This window comes from Symploca atlantica LB2515, from assembly GCF_052546295.1.
The window spans coordinates 5,800,615-5,820,743 of record NZ_JBQWMT010000001.1 but is presented as its reverse complement, the minus strand read 5'-3'; the positions used below and the strand labels follow the sequence as shown (position 1 = coordinate 5,820,743).

Sequence of the window (20,129 nt, the reverse complement as noted above, 5' to 3'; positions counted from 1 at the left end):
TTAGATTACTGCCGAAACTCTCGCCTCAACTTGTCAGTCAATCAGAACGCTGTCTCATCTCAACCTCAACTTATATTTAGATAATCCGTATTTACCCCGTGGGATTGTGTCTCAAGCTAGAGTAGTCTTGAATACAGACAAAACAAGGCTAATCAGATGGAAACGAAGGAGTTGAAGTTCCTCTTAAAGTTGCTAGGTTGTTCTAGTTATCGTTCCCCTCTTTCGGCTAAGGCTTTCGGCAGTTTTACAGGTAAAGATAAAATTTGTCGAGATTTAGGCGATCGCGGTTTGGTAGACTTCTCTCGTGAGATTGCCTCAGTAAAAATTTTGCCGCCGGGAAATGCTCTACTGAAGCTGGAAAAAGACCAGTTACCGCTCTCGCCGAAAGAAATGAAGCTGCTGGAGACAATAAGCAAGGCTACAGGAAAAATCACGCCTAGCAAAATCGGAACCTCCCTCAAGGCAGCGGAGCGAGATGCAATTTTGCAAAGCTTTCATGAGCGAGGATTGATTGAAGTAGAAACCAAGCTTAAGAGGCAGAAAGCAGAAGTTTGGCTAACTGAGCAAGGAAAAGAGTATCTGCTGGAAGACTATGTTCCTAAAGCGGGGATTCAGCCAACCATTACCTTAGATATGCTGACCAACTACCTGCGTTTTCTGCGGAAATCTCTGCGTAGTTCGATGGATAATGTTTCGACTCAGGCAAATACTTCACTCACTGCTGCGCCGACGAGTAAGCCTAGTGATCAAGAAATTTTACAAACTATCCGGAATTTAGATCACGAACTAGGTACAGAAAATTACCTGCCAATTTTTTATTTACGGGAGAAATTACAACCACCACTTTCCAGAGATGAATTAGATCAGGCACTTTATCGTTTAGAGAAGAACGACAAAATTGAGTTAAGTGCTTTACAGGAAGTTAGAGCCTATAAACCGGAACAAATCGAAGCTGGTATTCCTCAAGATATAGGCGGCAGACTATTTTTTATTATCGCCAACTAACATAAAACCTTAATTTTTAATTATTCCCAAACGAGTAACTAGGTACAAATATGGTATCCATAGATCAAATTATTTTACGAGAAGTTAATCCCTTTGACCCAGTAACTTTTTATACGGGTAATTTTTGGCAAAAGCCTCAAGACCAAGCACTCACGGTTGATTCAATTCATCAACAGGTGATCACTGAGATAGAAAGCCTCCTCGATAAGGTTACCCAAGATAATCGTCCACGCACACTACTGCTGGCTGGGGACTCCGGTTCTGGAAAAAGTTATCTACTAGGACGGCTTAAACAACAGCTTAACCCCAAAGCCTTTTTTGCTTACATTGATCCTTGGCCAGATAGTGGCTTCATCTGGCGTCATATCCTGCGTTACACCGTTGATAGTCTGCTACATACTCCCGAAGGTCAACAAGAATCTCAATTACTCCTCTGGCTCAAAGGTCTGTCAGTTTTCCGAAATCAAGGCTTGATGCAAAAGCTACTAGGCCAGAGGCAATCGTTTATTAGTAACCTAAGATCAGCTTATCCCTCAGGAATTTACAAAGCAAAAGAGTTTTTTGGTGTACTCTATGACCTCACCAATCCAGAGTTGCACTCCATAGCTTGTGATTGGTTACGAGGGGAAGACCTAGATGAGGACGATTTGAAGGCTCTGAGAGTTAGAAACAGCATTACCAACGAAGACACAGCCCAGAAAATTCTCACCAACTTTGGCAGAATTTCTGCCAATAGCCAACCAATCGTACTTTGTTTTGACCAACTTGATAATATTCCCCGAACCTCAGATACTCACATCGATTTACAGGCTTTATTTAATGTAAATTCCCATATTCAAACTCATTACCCACAAAATTTTTTAATCATTATCAGCATTATTAATAGTACCTGGCGAGAGAATGCCGAATTAATCCAACCAGCCGACAAGGTAAGGGTTAATGCTGGGATGATTCGTCTCAAACCAATTACCCTAGACGAAGCAGAGGCGATTTGGCAAAGCAGACTGTATCATTTACACTCTCAAGCAGATAGAAAGGTTCCTTCACATATTTTCCCCTTAGCTAGGCAAGCTTTAGAGACAAAATTCCCCCGCGGCAAAACTAACCCTCGCTACACGTTGATGCTAGGGCGTCAGCTATTTCAAGAATATAAATCAAAGTTGGTTATTGCTCCAGCTAAAAAGGACACTGTGATTCCTGATGATGATCAGGAACGCGAAAATACTACCCGACGAGAAGTACAAGAAGAATCAACTTCTATCTCAAATCTTGTAGCAGCTTTTGAATTAATCTGGCGTCAGGAATTTGAGAAGAATAAAACAAAAATTAAGCGAATTCGTCAGTTTGCTGCACCAGAACTAGTCCGTATGTTGCAGGAGAGCCTGACTGCTCTCGAAGTAGAAGGAATTAAACCGCGATTTTTACCTAAATATGCCAATTATTCTTTGAGTTATCAACTACCGAATCAGACTGAAAGAGTTGGCCTTGTTTGGCAGGAAGATGCTAACATGAACAGCTTTTTTCGGTTAATGGACTGCTGCGAAAAAACACTGCGCCAAAATTTGTGTCAAACTCTATATCTAATCCGAGCCGAAGGGTTAGGTAGACCAACCAATAAAGGTTACAAACTCTGGCAGAAAATCTTTACCGATTCACCTCATGTTCACCTCAAACCGGAGCTAAAGTCTGTTCATTATTTAGCGACTTATCACAGTCTGGTCAATGCTGCTTGTTCTCAAGAGTTGGTCGTAGGCAGTACAACCCCTAATTTAAAAGAACTACAAGCTTTAATTCGTGATTCCCAGGTGTTGCATGATTGCCCTTTGCTGCAAGATTTAGGCATTGTTCCCCAAACTGATGAAATTGAAAAAGAAGTAGATTCTCAACAAGTCAAAGAACTATTGTTGAATCTAGTCAAAACACAGCAATTCATGGGGCGACAGACTTTAATTAAGAATGCTCGTAGTGAATTTGACGAAGTGAGTGACCTCCAGGTAGAACGAGTAATTCAGCAGCTTTGCCAAGAACAAAAAGTTCAAATCCTTGACCCTAATGCTAAACCTGAAGAACAATTAGTCTGCCTAGTGCCGTAAGCTTAGCCAACAAACATCACACATCGGGTAAAAATAGTCAAGAATCTGTGCGATAGAATAGTAATAATCAATATTGCCATTGCAAAAATTAGGCTATCTTAGCCAATGCCTTACCTGACCAAAGCAGCCGACATCCAATCCATAATTACTAAATTAGCCTCTGCTAAAACCATCTGGGCAGATACAGAAGTAGCTGATTGGGATACCTCCAACCCTAAACTATCTCTGATTCAGGTGTTAGCAGACCCCACGGATGTAACAGGCGATCACACTTATGTCCTAGATGTCTTAAATAAACCTGATTTGGTGACAGATTTCGTTAACCAAATCATGGCAAATCCCCACATCGAAAAAATCTTTCACAACGCTAGCTACGATTTGAGGTATTTAGGAGGAAATCAGCAAGCTCAGAATGTTACTTGTACCTACAAAATGGTCAACAAGTTAACGAAAAAGAGCAACCCTAATCCTCTAGAAGTATCTAGCAAAAAACTCAAAACCTTAGCAGTAGAACTTTGCCAATTCTCTGGCGTAGATACAGCAGAACAGGCAAGCAATTGGAAGCGGCGACCGCTCAGCGAGAAGCAGATCAAATATGCCAAAATGGACACAGTATATCTAGCTCATGTCCATCGCCGTTTACTAGAACTCACCAACAAGCGGCAAGTGCAGAACTTTCAACCCATTCCTTTCAACGTTACCAATGTCCGAGTTGCTTTTGAATGCCCACGTCTATTTTATTTGGGGCATCATGATGGCTGTAAAACTATGTTTTTGCCACCGGGGAAGTCCCCTGGCATTGGCACTGCCTTTCATAATTTATCTGAGCAGTTTGTACGTGTAGCTCAGCAAGAACCCCAGTTTTTTACTTTGTTTAAGCCACCATTTGAGCAGCTAAAAGTAGAGACAATTGCCGCTCAAATGCAAGAATTATTCTACAATTTGGCTTTTTTCCCTTATCTGCAAGCAGCTACTCAAAAAGATCCGGGAAAAGCACCAGCACTCTATCAACTTTGGCAAGGAATAATAGGATTAATTCATCGCTGGGCAGATTTACTAGTAAGAAATCGGCGCTATTGTAGTGCCGAAGATGTTATTCGTAAAACTTTTATTGCTCAAGAATTAAATGTAGAACATTACTTTCCCTTAACTGATGGTACAGAGCAATTAGTAAGAGGAAGATTCGATAGCTTAGTTTACGACTTCGAGAACCACCGACTGTGTGTGGTGGAATATAAAACCTATGAATCGCCAGACAAATCAGCTCAACTTGCTCAAGTAGCTCTCTACGGCTATATGCTCCGGGAAAAGATTGGGGTGCCAATCGACTCAGCTGTTTACAGCGTGCTTCCTGGCTGGCAAGAATTGACTTTTTCTTGGGACGATTTAGAAAAAACAGTACATCAGATAATTCCCCAGAAATTACAGCAGATGCGACAATGGATTAGCTGGGAACCCTCACAACCCAACCCACCACCGCCGACTTCTCAGCCGGAACTACTGTGCGATATTTGTCCTCAACGGAACAAGTGTAAAACCTTCTTTGTCTTAGAGGAGCAACAATCTCAGCCAACTGTCTCACCCAGTAATTCTCAAGTAAGTCTTCCAGCTGATAAAGTCGCTGAACTTCCTCAACAAAAGCCGGAACCCCAGACTACTAATAACCATAAGACTGCTCAAGCTCAAACTCCGGATGCTGACGCCACTGGTGAACAGTTAGTAAGCACTCTGCAATCTTTTGGTATTGGTGTAGATTATCAGGGAGCGGCAGTTGGCCCAGCTTTTATTCGAGTAAAACTCAAACCCCATCTGGGTGTCAAGGTTAGCTCTCTACTAAGGTTATCTGCTGATTTACAGGTACAAATGGGAATAGCTAATCCCCCTCTAATTGCACCGCAGGCTGGCTACGTTAGCGTGGATTTACCGCGTCAAGATCGGCAAGTGGCTAAATTTGAGCACTATATCCAGTCTCAAACAATACCTCCTAATGCTCCAGTGCGAATTGCTATTGGGGTAGATTTGGATGGAAAATTAGTAGAGGCTGATTTATCAGATCCTAATACCTGTCATTTCTTAGTAGGTGGTACGACTGGCAGTGGCAAGAGTGAATTTTTGCGATCGCTTCTTCTTAGTCTCCTGTGGCGTCACTCTCCAGAACACCTGAAAATTGCCCTTGTCGATCCCAAAAGAGTCACTTTCCCAGAATTTGAACAGATACCCTGGTTACTCTCACCCGTTGTCAAAGATAGCGAAAATGCGATCGCACTGATGACAGAATTAGTAGGGGAAATGGAGCGGCGTTACCAGCTATTCGAGGCTTCTGGTTGCCCCCATCTAGACGCCTACAACCAACAGAAAACTCAACAAAAAAAGCCACTTTTATCGCGTATTGTTTGCATCTTTGATGAATATGCCGACTTTATGGCAGAAAAAGATAGCCGCAAATCACTAGAACTAAGTATCAAACGCTTGGGGGCAATGGCAAGAGCCGCTGGTATTCATTTAATTATCGCTACCCAACGTCCCGAAGCCAGTATTGTTACTCCCATCATCCGCTCTAACTTGCCAGGAAGAGTTGCCCTACGTACCGCTAGCGAAGCAGATTCAGCAATTGTTTTGGGCGGTAGACAAACCGAAGCTGCTTACCTTTTAGGCAAGGGTGATTTAATGTATCAAGTCGGTTCTAAATTGCAGAGATTGCAAAGTTTATTCGCTCAGCAAATTCAACTACCTTAATTTAGACCTATTTTTTGTAAAACTTCCACCGCTAGGGCTTTAAACTCTTGAGCAGCAGTTGAATCAGGCTTAAAATCCAGCACAGACATAGGAGAAAGCACCTCTGCATCTTCCACAATCAGCACCTTTTCCGCACATTTTGCCAAATCATCTCTGTCATAAATTATTGTGTTCATAACGGGAAAATTATAACGTTCTTTAATAGCCTTAACTCGATTTTTCAAGGTAGTTTGTACAAATCTATTATTAGTAGATATTTTACAAGGAAGAACGCCCAATATTTCTAGCAAGTCTCTTCCTGTCTGTTTTCTAAAACTATTGGCTTTTCTGACAAAATCATTAACATTTAGTAAACCTTGATTAGCAAAAGGTTTTAAGTCAGACGGAATAATTAAATAATCGGCAGTAATTAGGGCAATTCTGGCATACAGATTCAAAGAGGGCGGTGTATCAATAAGCACTACATCATATTCGTCTTCGACTTCCTCTAATTTGTCACTAAGAACTAGTCGGCTGTAATCAAGTTGATTTAGTTCAGCTTCGTACTGCATTAAATCAATATGCGCTGGAACCACATCAATCTCTGGACTACTAAACTGAGACTTTCTCGCAATTTCCGGTATTGAGTAGAACTCATCTGACTGCAAAACTTGAAGCACATTAGAGTCTTTAATATCGTCAAATGCTTCATCTTCAAACTTAATTAGTCCTGTGGCAAAGGTGGCATTAGCTTGGCTATCCAGATCAATAACCAAAACTCTCTTACCCTTTTTCCTAATAGCGGCTGCTAGATTAACTACAACCGTTGTTTTACCCACGCCACCTTTGTTATGGTAAACCGCAATAACTTTCACAGGATATCGCCTCTTTTCTTCAGAAATTAAATTAAAGATAGAGAGAGAAACACGTAAATAATCTGATAATTTATTTAGCTTAAGACTACGTGCAGGAAATCGATTCTTTAAGCCGTCCTACTAGCTAGAAATTTTATAACCTTTCGCCTAACGGCAACTTCTTTAACAAAAACTGAAATCCTCCTCATTTTTTTTATCAGTTGTACCACTGGCAAAAGTGAAAGCTAGTTTATGCGATAGCCTAATGACATGCTGACACTCACGAACAAAAAATGTTGGAGAAACATCAAGCTCAGGAATCGCAAAACTCTAGTCAAGAGAATAGTCTGGGTCGCACTGCTACAATTGTCAAACAAGATTATCAAAGATTCCCTACCGACCAAACCTATAGCATCTATGCCAAAGACGTCTTTTTTAAAGACCCCCTCAACGAGTTCCGTGGTATTGACCGCTATCAACAGATGATTAGTTTTATCGAACAGTGGTTTATTAATCTGGAACTCGACCTCCACAACATCTCTGAGTCAGGTAATACCATTGAAACCCGTTGGACACTTAGCTGGACAACCCCACTACCTTGGCAACCGAGAATTTCTATCCCAGGATGGAGCGAGTTAAAGCTAAACCCAGACGGACTGGTCATTTCTCATATTGATTACTGGGATATTTCACGCCTTGATGTCCTCAAGCAGCACCTATTCCCAGAGAAAACCCGATAAAGTAAAGGAATATGAAGTTTTCTCAGGTGGGCTTGAGTATCCATGCGTGTAATTTTGATGACCGGCAAGGGGGGAGTCGGAAAAACCTCCGTAGCAGCTGCTACTGGTCTGCGTTGTGCCGAATTGGGTTACAAAACCCTAGTCCTTAGTACGGATCCAGCTCACTCCCTAGCAGATAGTTTTGACCTTGAACTGAGTCACGAACCCCGCTTAGTTCGTCCTAACCTCTGGGGAGCAGAACTGGATGCTCTGATGGAATTAGAAGGAAACTGGGGTGCTGTCAAGCGCTACATTACTCAGGTGCTGCAAGCGCGGGGACTAGACGGTGTTCAGGCAGAAGAATTAGCGATTCTTCCTGGCATGGATGAAATTTTCGGTTTGGTGCGCATGAAGCGCCACTATGACGAAAAAGAGTACGATATTCTAATTATTGACTCTGCTCCCACTGGTACGGCACTCAGGCTATTGAGCTTACCAGAGGTTGGGGGGTGGTACATGCGCCGCTTTTACAAGCCGCTACAGGGCATGTCAGCTGCTCTCAGACCGCTGGTTGAACCCATCTTTAGACCAATTGCCGGTTTCTCTCTGCCGGATAAAGAGGTGATGGATGCTCCTTACGAGTTTTATGAGCAAATTGAAGCCTTGGAGAAGGTGCTAACAGACAATAGCCAAACCTCAGTGCGTCTGGTCACCAATCCTGAAAAAATGGTGATTAAAGAGTCTTTACGTGCCCATGCTTACTTGAGTCTCTACAACGTTGCCACTGACTTAGTTATTGCCAATCGGATTATTCCTGAGGAAGTAACTGATCCCTTCTTTGAGCGTTGGAAGGAAAACCAGGAGCAGTATCGGCAAGAAATTCACGATAACTTTCACCCTCTACCAGTTAAAGAAGTTCCTCTCTACAGTGAGGAAATGTGTGGTTTAGCCGCTCTAGAAAGACTCAAAGACACTCTTTATGGCTCGGAAGACCCCAGCCAGGTTTACTATCAGGAAAATACTATTAGGATTGTACAGCACCAAAATCAGTACAGCCTGGAACTGTACTTACCAGGTATACCTAAAGACCAGATACAACTCAATAAAACTGGTGACGAACTCAATATAAGGATTGGCAACCACCGCCGTAACTTAGTACTGCCACAAGCCTTAGCGGCACTACAACCCGCTGGAGCCAAAATTGAGGAAGACTACCTGAAGATTCGGTTTACCGATGTGGCTAAGGTTTAGTTGAGTTAGTTATCGCCCGGAGAGCATCGCCTCAAAAGGCATTAAATCTAGACTTCTCAGTAGTTGCATGCTTTGGCCATCAGGAGCATACCAGACAACTGCTGAGTAGTCTATTTTTATTTGAGAGTTCCAGTATATTTACTCATTACATCTCCGTGATACTGATTCAGAGAGAGTTATTGGTTTAAGGGCAGAAATTTGCCCAGTTAGTTAGTGAAGTTGCGGGCATTTAAGGCTGAACCAAGAGATCAATTAGCTTTGTTTTCTTTACTTTAATTAACACTTTCTCCTGGGTTAATTACCTAAATCTTGAGAAATATAATCATTGCTTATTTCAGTGAATCCACTGTTACAACTCAATGTAAATCAATTTTATAATTCGTCCAGTTGATGTTCAAGTTTAAGACGATGTATAAAACCAATTTATCCCAAGTAGAAACTGAGCGCAGCGGTGTTGAAGGTATCTGGCGACGCACCAAGAAGTTATCAATAGAAGAAAAAGCTGAATTGGTTGAGCTGCTGCTGGGTAAAGAATCGGGAATGATCGTAATCTCGGCTAACTCTCATTTAGCCGATTACATCATTGCGCAGATGAGTCTTTTGTCATTAGATGGCTTGACCCACGTACTCAAAGAAATTAGTACTCAGATGGCTTCAGAAACAATGTAGTATAGTAATGTCGGTCATGGTAGAACTGATTCAAGGAGCTAATAGCCCAGGCTTGACTTTGCAGTGAATACAGCAAGTCTAACTTTCTACCAGTAACCTCATGACAAACAAGTATAAATTTCCCCAGCAAAATTTACTGGAAGATGAGGAGATTGCCGCTTGGATTTTTTTAGCGCCAGCATTGGTTCTGCTAGGCTTCTTTCTCCTCGGCCCAATTGCTTATTTATTTTATCTTAGCTTTACTACTGGTAGCTTCACCGCCAGCGGTGTTCGCTGGGTGGGTCTGAGAAACTATTTGCGCTTAGTGCTTGACCCAGATTTTTGGCAAGTGCTAGGCAATACAGCCTACTTTACCACGGCTACAGTTATTTCTAGTTTAGTTATCCCCTTAGGTTTAGCAGTGCTGCTAAATAAGTCTTTTATTCTGCGGGGACTACTGCGAACTGCCTATTTTATTCCTTCAATTACTTCTCTAGTAGCGGTAGGATTGGGATTTCGCTGGTTGTTCCAAACTGAAGGGCCAGTAAATGCACTTGTGATGTTTCTTGGTTTTGAACCAATTTCCTGGCTAGCTAGCACTACTTGGGCAATGCCAGTAATTATTTTGCTTAGCAGTTGGAAGCAACTAGGTTTCAACATGGTGGTATTTTTAGCAGGGTTACAAGCTATTCCTCCTAATCGCTACGAAGCAGCGGAGTTAGATGGTGCTAACTCATGGCAAAAGTTTTGGCACATTACCCTTCCCGGCTTGAACTCTACGATTATTTTTGCTGTAGTTACCACCGCTATTTTTACACTGCGGAGTTTTGAGCAAATATATGTAATTACCGGCGGTGGGCCATTAAACTCGACAAATGTTTTGGTTTACTATATCTACGAGCAAGCCTTTGCCTTTTTTGATTTTGGCTATGCTGCTGCTGCCGCCACAGTATTATTAGGCTTCACACTAATACTGGTTTATTTGCGATTACAAACTTGGGGCGAGGAGAGTTGAAAATTTGGCGTTGCACAGTTAGGGGATAACAGGGGACACGGAAGACAAGGAAGACAAGGGGGAGGGGGAAAGAATCGCCAAAAAATTCCCAATTATCCCGTAGCTAGGCAACGCCGAAAATTTTGTTATCCTACATTCTCGAATTAGAAAATTTAGTTTTCTCTAAAGGGCTGTGATTGTTGTCATGCAATAATCACAGTTATTTTTTTGTCAGATTATTCAAATTACTTTTCTCGTACAGGGCAATCTAGCTCAGACACACATCATTTTATTAATAAATGTTACCAAAAACGAGATTTTGCATAAAAGTTAGGTTTTAGCCCAATAAGTAAGTAGTATTTCCCAACCAGGACTTATGCAAATGACTTAGTAACGTATGGGAATGTATGAAGTAGTTTCTTGATTTTTCCGGATACCTAGGTAGATTTATGAAGATAGCTTTATAGAAGATGCACAACTTGCAATAGTGTGCATAAACGAGAGCCATTACACCTAAGTAATGACGACAGATTTTCTTGACAATTGGGTGCTTAATTACCGAATTTTTCTTTAAAGCACTGAGTTTTACAAGGAGTAATTGAGATGGCAATTATCAAAGGCACTGCCGGAAGCGATACTCTGATTGGTAGTTCCAATAATGACTGGATAGAAGGTTACGCTGGTCCTGATATGCTCACTGGTGGCGGTGGGGGTGATACCTTCGTATTTACAGGTATTGTTGCTCACGGTCAGATCACGAGTAGTAATTACTACTATGTCCAAAGTGATGATGGTTTTGACATCATTACTGACTTTAATGATCAAGAAGATACAATACTTAGTCGTTATCGCCCTAGTTCTGGAATCCCTGGATCTCCCGGAGTCCCTCCAACTTATAAACCTGTAGTTGGCGTGAATATCATACCCAATGAGAATGACTTTGCCAGTACATTTGTGCTGGGGAAGCTTGGCAAGTTCACAGACATCAGATCGGCACTTGACCCATTTTTTGTTAGTGATGCAATAAATATTGCCAATGTATTTCAACCAGACTTAAACATTGGTCAGCTTAACCAGTCAATTTCATTAATTAATTAGGCATTAATTTGGTATCTGAAGCGACCAAGAAGAGACATTTTTTTTCAGAATAATAATTTTTGCAAGGGGTAATTAATATGGCATTTATACTTGGTACTGCTGGAAACGACGATCTAATTGGCACTCAAGGCAGTGACATAATCCTCGGTGGGGAAGGTAATGACACGATCACAGGCGGCGCTGGTCCTGACATGATCACTGGTGGATCCGGTTGGGATCTCTTCGTATTTACCAACGTGACTACTCACGGTCGCTATGAGAATGGTAATTACTGGGTCATCAGTGATGACGGCTTTGATATCATTACTGATTTTAATGACATTAACGAGGATTTCATCCAAAGTTATAATACTGTAACGAAGCAATATCAAAGTGTTGCAGGTGCAATAATTATTGGTGATCCACCAGATGGAATAACAGACCTATCGATTGCCCCTAACGACGATAAAATTTTGGTTGACGATCTAATAAGTACTAAAATTCAGCTTCACCCCCAGTTGAATTTTGTCAGTTTCGACCAATCCGTGTTGTAAATTTTTTCAAGGCAATATATCAGCCAAGTAGTGACCAATAATAAATATTATTGGGATACTGCTTACCAGTGTTTGGTTTCATAATATAGATGCTCTATAGCCAACTCTAGTGCAGTAAAATATTAAACATAGTAAAGGAGACAACTCCTGTGTTTCTAAAAAGCTGGCTGGATCAGAGTTGGCGATTGGGTCTAGTTGGCTCTCTGCCTTTTCTCGTACTGATAACACAAGTCAGTAATCAAGCTTTTGCCCAAATTCAACCTGATAATAGTCTAGGCGCTGAAAGTTCTCAAGTGGCACCTTTATTAGCTCCAGGTCTTCCTATTGATCAAATCACTGGTGGTGCTGTTAGAGGCACTAATCTGTTCCATAGTTTTGAGCAATTTAATCTAGGTGAAAGCTCAGCCGCCTATTTCGATAATCCTTCTGGAATTGAGAATATTTTGACTCGGATCACAGGAGGGAGTCGCTCTGAAATTATGGGCACGCTTGGGGTATTAGGCAATGCCAATCTATTTTTGATTAATCCCAACGGCATTATCTTTGGACCAAATTCTAGTTTAGAGGTGCTTGGTTCCTTCGTGGCAACAACCGCTAATGCAATTGGTTTCGGGACTCAGGGCTTTTTTAGCGCTTCTGTCCCCAATCTTCCCTCACCTCTACTGACAGTCAATCCTTCGGTTTTTTTCTTCAATCAAGCAACAACTGAACCACTGATCAATCAATCTTCAGGAGGTCTCAAAGCCGATCAGAACTTATTGTTATTAGGTGGTGATGTAATTCTAGATGGCGGTACTTTGCGTGCTCCGGGAGGTCGAATTGAGTTGGGAGGTGTAGCAGGCTCAGGAACAGTAGAACTAGTTTCTAATAACAATAATTGGCAGTTAAGTTATCCGGCAGGATTATCCTTAGCCGATATATCTCTGACCAACGGAGCTAGAGTCGATGCCAGTAGCGGTGGTAATGTTAGAGTTTCAGGACAGCGCGTGACGCTCACTGAGGGTTCCCAGATAGGAGCTGGTACTTTTGGCGATAGTCAGGGTGGAACATTGAGTGTATTCGCCTCTGAATCTGTGCAGCTAATCGGCACCTCAGCTAATTCTGAGTTTGCCAGTGGTTTGTTTACTCAGACTGAAGGCTCTGGTGCTGCCGGAGAATTGACGATTGAAACCAGCAAGTTAATTGTCCGAGACGGAGCGCAAGTTTCAGCCTCTACTCTAGGTGAGGGCCAGGGTGGAACGTTGAAAGTCAAGGCTTCAGAGTCAGTGGAATTGATTGGTAGCTCGCCTGAAGGCGTTGTTAGTGGTTTGTTTGCTGTGGTTCAACAAGGCTCTGGAACTGCTGGAGACATAACTATTGAAACTGGAGAGTTAATTGCCCAAGATGGAGCCCAGGTAACAGCTTCTAATCTTGGTCAGGGACAGGGGAAAAGGGGAAATTTGACCGTAAAGGCTTCAGAGTTAATTGAACTGAACGGAACAACGCCAGACGGCGAGTTGAGAAGTGGCTTGTTGGTGGGAACGTCTGGTATTGGAGCCGCTGGGGACTTGACGATTGAGACCGGACGGCTGATTGTTAAAAACGGGGCATTCGTCTCAGCTGGTAGTTTAAGTGAGGGTCAAGGTGGTTTATTGACAGTAAATGCCTCAGACTCGGTTCAAATAGTTGGCACCTCAGCTGATGGAGAGTTTGCCAGTAGCTTACTAACTCAGGCATCAGGTAGCGGTGCTGCTGGAGACTTAAAACTGACCACGGGAGAGTTAGTTGTCCAAGATGGCGCTCAAGTAACTGTAAGTAATCAAGGCACAAATAAGGCAGGCAACCTGGAAATTACAGCCAACTCGATTACTCTCAACAACCAAGCCGCTCTCTCTGCCACCACTAAATCTGATAATGGCGGTAATATTAGCCTCAATGTGCAAGACTTGTTACTGTTGCGCGACAACAGCAATATTTCCACTGAAGCTGGCACGGCACAAGCTGGCGGCGATGGCGGTAATGTGGAGATTAAGGCTCAATTTATTGTTGCCTTCCCCTTAGAAGATAGCAATATCAATGCCAATGCCTTTACTGGCAAAGGGGGTAGCATCGAGATCACTACCCAAGGCATCTACGGTTTTCAGTTTCCTCAAGAGCCAACCTCTCTGAGTGACATTACCGCTAGCTCCCAATTTGGTATTAGCGGCCAGGTGAAGATCAACACAGCGAATCTAGACCCTTCTCAAGATCTAATAAACTTACCAACTGAACCAGGAACTGCCCAAGTTGACCAGAGTTGTCAACCAGGTGGGGGATTAGCCAACAGTAGCTTTACGATTACCGGACGCGGTGGCTTGCCTGCTTCTCCTAATCAAGCCCTCAATCCTGATGATACCTGGGAAGATTTGCGCTTAGGGGAGTCAACAGCAGCAGTTCCTGTACGGACATCGACAGCAAGTAACGACTCAGTACCTCACCCACAGCAGATAAGCGACAATCAACCTAGACAAATTATCAAAGCTCAAGGGTGGGTATTTGATGCTAATGGCAAGGTAGTACTGACAGCTTCTCCAGTCAATTTGGCACCTGGAAATCGATGGTTGACTCCATTTAACTGCCAGCAATTGACAGCAAAGCCATCCTCCAGCCTAACGACGACGCCCTAAGTTAAAGTTGTTTATTATGGAAAACTATTGGTCAAACGTCTAAATCTAGAGCCCTAGAACCACCCCGCTCTAGCTGCGCCAAAAGTTTACCTAATTGCGACCAAACTAAGAAACTAATAAGTAAGGTCATAGGTAGCGCTAGTGAGTAAGAAAGCCAGCTAGGAAAGCCGAAAATCTGTATTCCAGAAGCGAGGAATATGCAAATACCAGTACCAATTCCTAGAAAAGGTAGCTGTAACTCGAATCCCCTCATTTGAGCTAGGGTACGAGTAGAGCGATATTTTGACCACTCCATGACCTTTTGTTTCAAGGTAGCTTCAAAAGCTGCACCAGAGGCAAGACCAGCAAACAAACCGAAAACTATCAAAAAATATGGCGGTTCTGGAAAGTAGTACACAAAGCTCTCCTGTTTCACTGTTGAAGGTTAGAAGGTGGAAGGTTGAAATTTGAAATTTGAAAGTTTACTCAAACTTGCAAATTTGTTAAACCTGCAACCTTTAATCCAACCACAATCAAGGCAACCAAGCAAATATTTGCTAGCTTACAGACTATTTATGGTGTTAGCTGTTGGCAAAATCGCGGCGATTCCCTCCGTTGAAACTACTCTGAGGGAACTAAGCGCTACGTCAAATAAGCGTTTTGGCTCTAAGTCATCTTTGACTAAATCCCATAAGCGTTGCAATTCTTGAGTGTGGAGTCGATCATCTTCTGTAAGAGCTAAAAGAAGTTGACGCCGCAGAAACTTACCTTCCTCGGAGAGCAGATACTGCAAACCTAATTGGGCCGTTGGTAGTAAATCAAACTGCTGATCTGAGCGAGCGATCGCAATCATATTCTCCAGACGATCCCACCGCAGCTTTCCGTTTTTAAACAAAACATCAATCAAGCGCCGCCGCATTTCTGGAGATTCTCCGGTAAGTAGACGCCGCGCTACATAGGGATAAGAAACCTCGACAATTTTGAAATTCGGATTTAAGGTGAGCGCTAGACCTTCTTGCGTCACTAAAGAACGGATAATTAGAGCAAACTTGGCTGGCACTCGGAAGGGATAGTCGTACATCAACTCCGAGAATTTATCAGTAATCGTCCTGAAGTTGAATTCACCGACACTTTCGCCGATCGCCTCTCCCAAAACAGATTCTATGGCTGGCACAATGGGCATGATATCTGTATCTGGGGTCAAGAAACCTAGTTCAACAAATATCGCCGCCAATTCCACATAGTCTCTATTAATCAAGTGAACTACGGCACTAGCGATCGCTTCTTTAGTCGGTTGCGCTAGCTGATCCATCATGCCGAAGTCGATGTAGGCCATACGTCCATCAGCTAGGGCGAACAAGTTGCCCGGATGGGGGTCAGCATGGAAAAAACCATGCTCCAAAAGTTGACGTAATCCAGAAATCACGCCTGTTTTAATCACAGCGTCAGTTTCCAGTCCAGCGGCACGGATACGTTCTGTATCTGTTAGTTTGAGGCCATGAATCCATTCCAGAGTGATCACACGGGTACTGGTATATTGCCAGTAAATCAGTGGCACTTTAACGGTAGGGTCATCACGAAAGTTTTTGGCAAATTTCTCAGCATTACGACCCTCGTTGATATAGTCAATTTCTTCAAATAACTTAGTACCAAATTCATCGACAATTAATGTTAAGTCATGCCCTAAATTCAGAGGCAACCAGGGAGAAAGCCAGCCAGCTGCCCAACGCATCAAATAGAGGTCTAGTTTGATGCTTACCAGCAAATTGGGTCGCTGCACTTTTACCGCAACTTCTTCTCCTGTAGTGAGAAAAGCGTGATATACCTGTCCGAGACTAGCGGCAGCTATAGGATCAGGAGAGATTTGCCTATACATCGTTGCTACAGTACGTCCCAATTCTTCCTCAATAATGGAGAAAGCTAGCGCGTTATCAAACGGCGGCAGTTGGTCTTGTAGCTTAATCAACTCTTCTAAAAAATCTTTTCTCACTAAGTCGGGGCGTGTAGACAGTGCTTGTCCTACCTTAATAAAGGTGGGCCCGAGGTCAGTCAGTATTTGCCGCAACTGTCCAGCTCTTTTAAACTTGTTAAGTTCAGCTCGGTTGAACCATTCATCCAGCTTCAAACCGAGAACAAATCGAGCGAACAACCAGACTATTGTGAGGGCACGCCAAATAACTACCCAAGGTCGGGAGCGGTAATACTGCGCGATTTCCTTTGCGTTGTAATACCTCTGTCGTTCACTGAGCTGCTGCTCAGGATAAACCAGTTTATATTGACTCACGCTTATTGTTTGCCTCTCAAACTATAGAATTTGTTGAATTTTTGTCTTTTTATTAAGTACAGTATACATTAATACAAAATATCTAATATTTGTAACCACAGCTAAAATCGATACAGCTTGAGGTCAGAAGTATCACTAGTCAGTAGCTCTCTGTGAGTGGTCAGGGAAAAGTTACCGTACTTACTCCAAGGTTTATTAAGCTGATGATAGCCACGCTTGCTTGAGCAAAAGGTATTGTGAACTACTCTGGTTTGAGCAAAGCTGAGTTAGATGCCAGCATCAAAGCCTCAATTCTCTCTATCTACTAGAGTTGGTAACTGTAGTCTGAAGTTGGCCAAGTTTTCAACTTGAGATCTACGAAATTGAACTCAGATATTAATAACTTAACTATTTTTAGAGGAAAAACCGGGCGATTTTCACCCGGTTATGTTGAGAATCTCCTTTAGCTATTTGGACTTAGCTTCCAAGTTTTCCATGCGGCTTTTAAGTTCCTGATTTTCTTTTTTTAGCTGATCGAGTTCTTCTCGCAGCTGCTTAACTGCTTGGTCAGATCCGACGTTTTTCTGAACTTTGGCAATCGCTTCTTCTGCAAGGCGACGAACTCGTCCATCCGCTGTCTGATCACTAAGCGATCGCAACGCACCAATTGCTTTGGGAGTCTCCATTTGTCCCAGTGCTGAAGCGATCGCTACTTGTGTCAGGAAAAAAGTATCGCTAGAGAGTACTTCTAATTGCTCCAGGATACGCTCTACATTATTAGGTGTCTGACCAGTAGAAATCTCTCCTAAAGCCCGAATTGCACTTAGTCGTAAAGGCTGAGGAACGCCTTGATTAGTGTATTCTAGAATTAAATCCAGTGCTAAGGATGAAGATTTCATCTTACTCAGACCACCAATAGCACCACTGCGCACCACTTCATTCCAGCCAATTTTTTCTTGAAGTACAGCCTTGAGCAATTGAAGAACTTCATCTTCTTTGCTTTTGAGATTAGCCCCAACCATTCCTCCAAGAGACCTAGTAGCTGAAGCTTCCACATAGTAGCTAGTATCGCCTTCTTCCACCAACTTTTTCAAGGCTGTGTAGCTTTCTGGCGTCTTGATTTTGCCTAAAACTTCCACTACAGAGCGACGTACACGAGCATCTTTGTCCTGCAAACCAGCGATTAAAACCTCTGCTGTTTGGTCAAGTTTCACCCTAGCTAGCTGTTTAGCTACTTCTGCTCGCACCCCCCAGAAGGGGTCATGCTTAAAGCTTTCAGAGAGTGTTTTCAGAGACTCTAAGCTACCTTTTTTCGCTAAAGCCTTTGCCGCATAAATGCGGGAGATCGGATCCGGGTCAAACTTTAACTGTGCTTTAAGTTCTGGTATTGGATACTCTAAGGAGACAGTTTTTAAGCAATGATTACCGCAATCGAAGCTAATAAACTGAGGTTTTTTATCCAAGGGAAAGTAGAAACTTTGTTCCCGTTCGTGTACCCTTACTTTAAAGGTTTTAACTTCTAGCTCACTGCCAAGAGCTAACTCCTGATTGTTAACACCTGGTGTTGATTCTGTATAACCAAAAGCAATGGGGATTTTCAGATCAAACAACTCATTATTACTGCCATTTTTCTGGCTCTTTGCCTGAGTTTGAGTGACTGTTATTTTAGCTAGCTGGCTATCCATGTCCCAGGAGTAAGCAACCTTGAAATCGGGATGACCACCACGATAAACATACTGATCAAATAAAAACAGCAGATTGCGACCAGTAGCCTTTTCAACAGCACGTAGTAAGTCTACTGTTTCTACAGTTTTGTGGGCGTTGTCTTGGACAAAGGTTTGAATTGCCTTCCAGAATAATTCATCACCCAGTTCCGCCCGAATCATGTGGTAAACACAAGCACCTTTCTCGTAAAGATGCCGATCATAGAGTTCAATTGCTTCGCGGTAGATATGAGTAACAATTGGACGTCGATAACGGGAACTATCTTCTCTCAAATAACTGCGGGCTTCGTTGAGCAGGTAGTAGGCAGCATCGTCTTTGCCGTACTCTTGTTCTGTCCAAAATACCTCTGAATAAGAAGCCATACCTTCCTTAATCCAGGCATGAGACCAGTGCTTGATTACTACCAAGTCCCCAAACCATTGGTGGGCAAGTTCGTGAACTACTAAGCTTTCTGTATTTTGATTATCCAGAGATGCCCGTTTATCTAGTAAGCAACGGTCAGTCAGTAGGGTGGTAGAAGTGTTTTCCATCCCACCAAAGATAAAGTCATCAACACAGACTTGGGCGTATTTAGGATAGGGGTAGGGATAGCCAAATTTCTCACTGAGAAAATCTATCATCCGAGGAGTCTTGCCCATGCTACGGCGGGCATCTTCCTCCCTACCTTTTTCCACATAATAAGTTACAGGTTTGCCTTGCCATTGGTCTCGAATTTCGGCAAAGTCACCTACCGCCAAAGTCATCAAATAAGTAGGGTGAACTTGCTTTTGCAACCAGTGGTAAATCTTATCCTCGCCTTCTTCTTTCGTAGCAATTAGTTCCCCGTTAGAAATAGCCATCAACGAGTTAGGAACTTGGAGACGTATTTCTGAGGTTGCTAGTTGACCGGGGTAGTCAAAGCAGGGGAACCAAAAACGAGAGTCTTCATCCTCTCCTTGTGTCCAAACTTGGATAGGTTTGTTAGGGTAATCTTGATTGGGTCTAATAAAGTAAAGACCGCGTTGAGGTTTTTCTACGCTGTAGGCGATCGCGATTTTGATTTGCTTACCCGCCTCAGTGGGGGTTTGCAGCTTAATATGTAGTTGTTCGCCATCATATTCAAAAAGTTGAGCTTTTTGATCTAAGTGTACTGATGCAATATTTAAGTTGACGGCATCAAGTAACAGCTCATCAATGCCATTACATATTGGTGTCAGTGTAATCGTACAACTGCCGTGAAAGCTTTGCGCCGGAAGATCAAACACCAAATCCAAGAAAATATGCTCAACTTGTCCGGGGCGATCTGGGTTGTAATGAGGTTTAGCTCCGGGTAACTCAAAAGACTTGTTACCGTTATTTTCCGAATCAAAATGGGAGTGGGACATCAGGGAAGTTACAAAAAATAACACTATAACTGATTCAAGGCATTTCAGAAACTAAGGTCAGCATTTAGTTACAGATGATCTTTGTTTTCGGCTACTACCAATCACCAAGTCAGACATTGAAAGCTAATAATTGTCTGTTACCAATAAACATTTTATCAGTCTTTTTTGTTGGTCTTTTGATTGTCGATAACTCTCACAAGAAAGGAGAGATGATTATTTCAATTAGCTTCTATCTAGTTCTAA

At 42.6% G+C, this 20,129-nt stretch carries 13 protein-coding genes and 1 pseudogene; 10 read left to right on the top strand and 4 right to left on the bottom strand.

Annotated features, from left to right (window positions below):
- Nucleotides 1–156 precede the first annotated feature (156 nt).
- From ACT7WV_RS24045 to ACT7WV_RS24035, 3 genes are all read left to right on the top strand, one after another.
- A complete protein-coding gene (locus ACT7WV_RS24045) occupies nt 157–1,005 on the top strand; it encodes a transcription factor RcaD (RefSeq protein ID WP_445105292.1) in 849 nt (282 codons plus the stop codon).
- A gap of 50 nt (nt 1,006–1,055) precedes the next feature.
- Complete coding sequence (locus ACT7WV_RS24040) at nt 1,056–3,098, top strand: ATP-binding protein (RefSeq protein ID WP_445105291.1); 2,043 nt, start codon at nt 1,056–1,058, stop codon at nt 3,096–3,098.
- A gap of 105 nt (nt 3,099–3,203) precedes the next feature.
- Nucleotides 3,204–5,834 carry a DNA translocase FtsK gene (locus ACT7WV_RS24035; RefSeq protein WP_445105290.1) on the top strand — a complete coding sequence of 877 codons (2,631 nt, stop codon included), beginning with the start codon at nt 3,204–3,206 and terminating at the stop codon, nt 5,832–5,834.
- On the opposite strand, the pseudogene ACT7WV_RS24030 reads toward ACT7WV_RS24035, so the two are convergent.
- Nucleotides 5,831–6,712: pseudogene (locus tag ACT7WV_RS24030) on the bottom strand (ParA family protein); the annotation flags it as partial. The gene ACT7WV_RS24035 and the pseudogene ACT7WV_RS24030 sit on opposite strands and share 4 nt — an antisense overlap.
- Nucleotides 6,713–6,960: 248 nt before the next feature.
- On the opposite strand from ACT7WV_RS24030, the gene ACT7WV_RS24025 reads away from it, so the two are divergent.
- The 7 genes from ACT7WV_RS24025 to ACT7WV_RS23995 all read left to right on the top strand — a co-directional run bounded on the left by ACT7WV_RS24025 (nt 6,961) and on the right by ACT7WV_RS23995 (nt 14,555).
- Complete coding sequence (locus ACT7WV_RS24025; RefSeq protein ID WP_445105288.1) at nt 6,961–7,407, top strand: DUF2358 domain-containing protein; 447 nt, start codon at nt 6,961–6,963, stop codon at nt 7,405–7,407.
- 42 nt (nt 7,408–7,449) lie between these two features.
- A complete protein-coding gene (locus tag ACT7WV_RS24020) occupies nt 7,450–8,637 on the top strand; it encodes a TRC40/GET3/ArsA family transport-energizing ATPase (protein ID WP_445105287.1) in 1,188 nt (395 codons plus the stop codon).
- 408 nt (nt 8,638–9,045) lie between these two features.
- Complete coding sequence (locus ACT7WV_RS24015) at nt 9,046–9,306, top strand: hypothetical protein (protein ID WP_445105286.1); 261 nt, start codon at nt 9,046–9,048, stop codon at nt 9,304–9,306.
- A 100-nt stretch (nt 9,307–9,406) separates the two neighbouring features.
- Nucleotides 9,407–10,300, top strand: coding sequence for a carbohydrate ABC transporter permease (locus tag ACT7WV_RS24010; protein WP_445105285.1), 894 nt, complete (start codon nt 9,407–9,409; stop codon nt 10,298–10,300).
- A 582-nt stretch (nt 10,301–10,882) separates the two neighbouring features.
- Entirely contained in the window at nt 10,883–11,377 is a 495-nt protein-coding gene (locus ACT7WV_RS24005; protein ID WP_445105284.1) for a calcium-binding protein, read from the top strand.
- A 77-nt stretch (nt 11,378–11,454) separates the two neighbouring features.
- The gene (locus ACT7WV_RS24000; RefSeq protein WP_445105283.1) at nt 11,455–11,910 is read left to right on the top strand and encodes a calcium-binding protein; all 456 of its coding nucleotides are present in this window, start codon (nt 11,455–11,457) and stop codon (nt 11,908–11,910) included.
- Between the two features lie 149 nt (nt 11,911–12,059).
- Nucleotides 12,060–14,555: a two-partner secretion domain-containing protein gene (locus tag ACT7WV_RS23995; RefSeq protein ID WP_445105282.1), complete on the top strand. Its 2,496-nt coding sequence runs from the start codon at nt 12,060–12,062 to the stop codon at nt 14,553–14,555.
- A gap of 31 nt (nt 14,556–14,586) precedes the next feature.
- On the opposite strand, the gene ACT7WV_RS23990 is transcribed toward ACT7WV_RS23995, so the two are convergent.
- The 3 genes from ACT7WV_RS23990 to ACT7WV_RS23980 form a co-directional block, all read right to left on the bottom strand.
- Nucleotides 14,587–14,952 (bottom strand): hypothetical protein, encoded by a 366-nt coding sequence (locus ACT7WV_RS23990; protein WP_445105281.1) that lies wholly within the window; start codon nt 14,950–14,952, stop codon nt 14,587–14,589.
- Nucleotides 14,953–15,096: 144 nt separating this feature from the next.
- Complete coding sequence (locus ACT7WV_RS23985; RefSeq protein WP_445105728.1) at nt 15,097–16,803, bottom strand: ABC1 kinase family protein; 1,707 nt, start codon at nt 16,801–16,803, stop codon at nt 15,097–15,099.
- Nucleotides 16,804–17,264: 461 nt separating this feature from the next.
- Complete coding sequence (locus tag ACT7WV_RS23980) at nt 17,265–19,886, bottom strand: M1 family aminopeptidase (RefSeq protein WP_445105280.1); 2,622 nt, start codon at nt 19,884–19,886, stop codon at nt 17,265–17,267.
- Between the last annotated feature and the right edge of the window lie 243 nt (nt 19,887–20,129).

Bases quoted from the DNA above. Each gene is read 5' to 3' on its own strand.
- ACT7WV_RS24045 (WP_445105292.1), top strand. From the start codon at position 157: ATGGAAACGAAGGAGTTGAAGTTCCTCTTAAAGTTGCTAGGTTGTTCT.
- ACT7WV_RS24040 (WP_445105291.1), top strand. From the start codon at position 1,056: ATGGTATCCATAGATCAAATTATTTTACGAGAAGTTAATCCCTTTGAC.
- ACT7WV_RS24035 (WP_445105290.1), top strand. From the start codon at position 3,204: ATGCCTTACCTGACCAAAGCAGCCGACATCCAATCCATAATTACTAAA.
- ACT7WV_RS24025 (WP_445105288.1), top strand. From the start codon at position 6,961: ATGTTGGAGAAACATCAAGCTCAGGAATCGCAAAACTCTAGTCAAGAG.
- ACT7WV_RS24020 (WP_445105287.1), top strand. From the start codon at position 7,450: ATGCGTGTAATTTTGATGACCGGCAAGGGGGGAGTCGGAAAAACCTCC.
- ACT7WV_RS24015 (WP_445105286.1), top strand. From the start codon at position 9,046: ATGTATAAAACCAATTTATCCCAAGTAGAAACTGAGCGCAGCGGTGTT.
- ACT7WV_RS24010 (WP_445105285.1), top strand. From the start codon at position 9,407: ATGACAAACAAGTATAAATTTCCCCAGCAAAATTTACTGGAAGATGAG.
- ACT7WV_RS24005 (WP_445105284.1), top strand. From the start codon at position 10,883: ATGGCAATTATCAAAGGCACTGCCGGAAGCGATACTCTGATTGGTAGT.
- ACT7WV_RS24000 (WP_445105283.1), top strand. From the start codon at position 11,455: ATGGCATTTATACTTGGTACTGCTGGAAACGACGATCTAATTGGCACT.
- ACT7WV_RS23980 (WP_445105280.1), bottom strand. From the start codon at position 19,886: ATGTCCCACTCCCATTTTGATTCGGAAAATAACGGTAACAAGTCTTTT.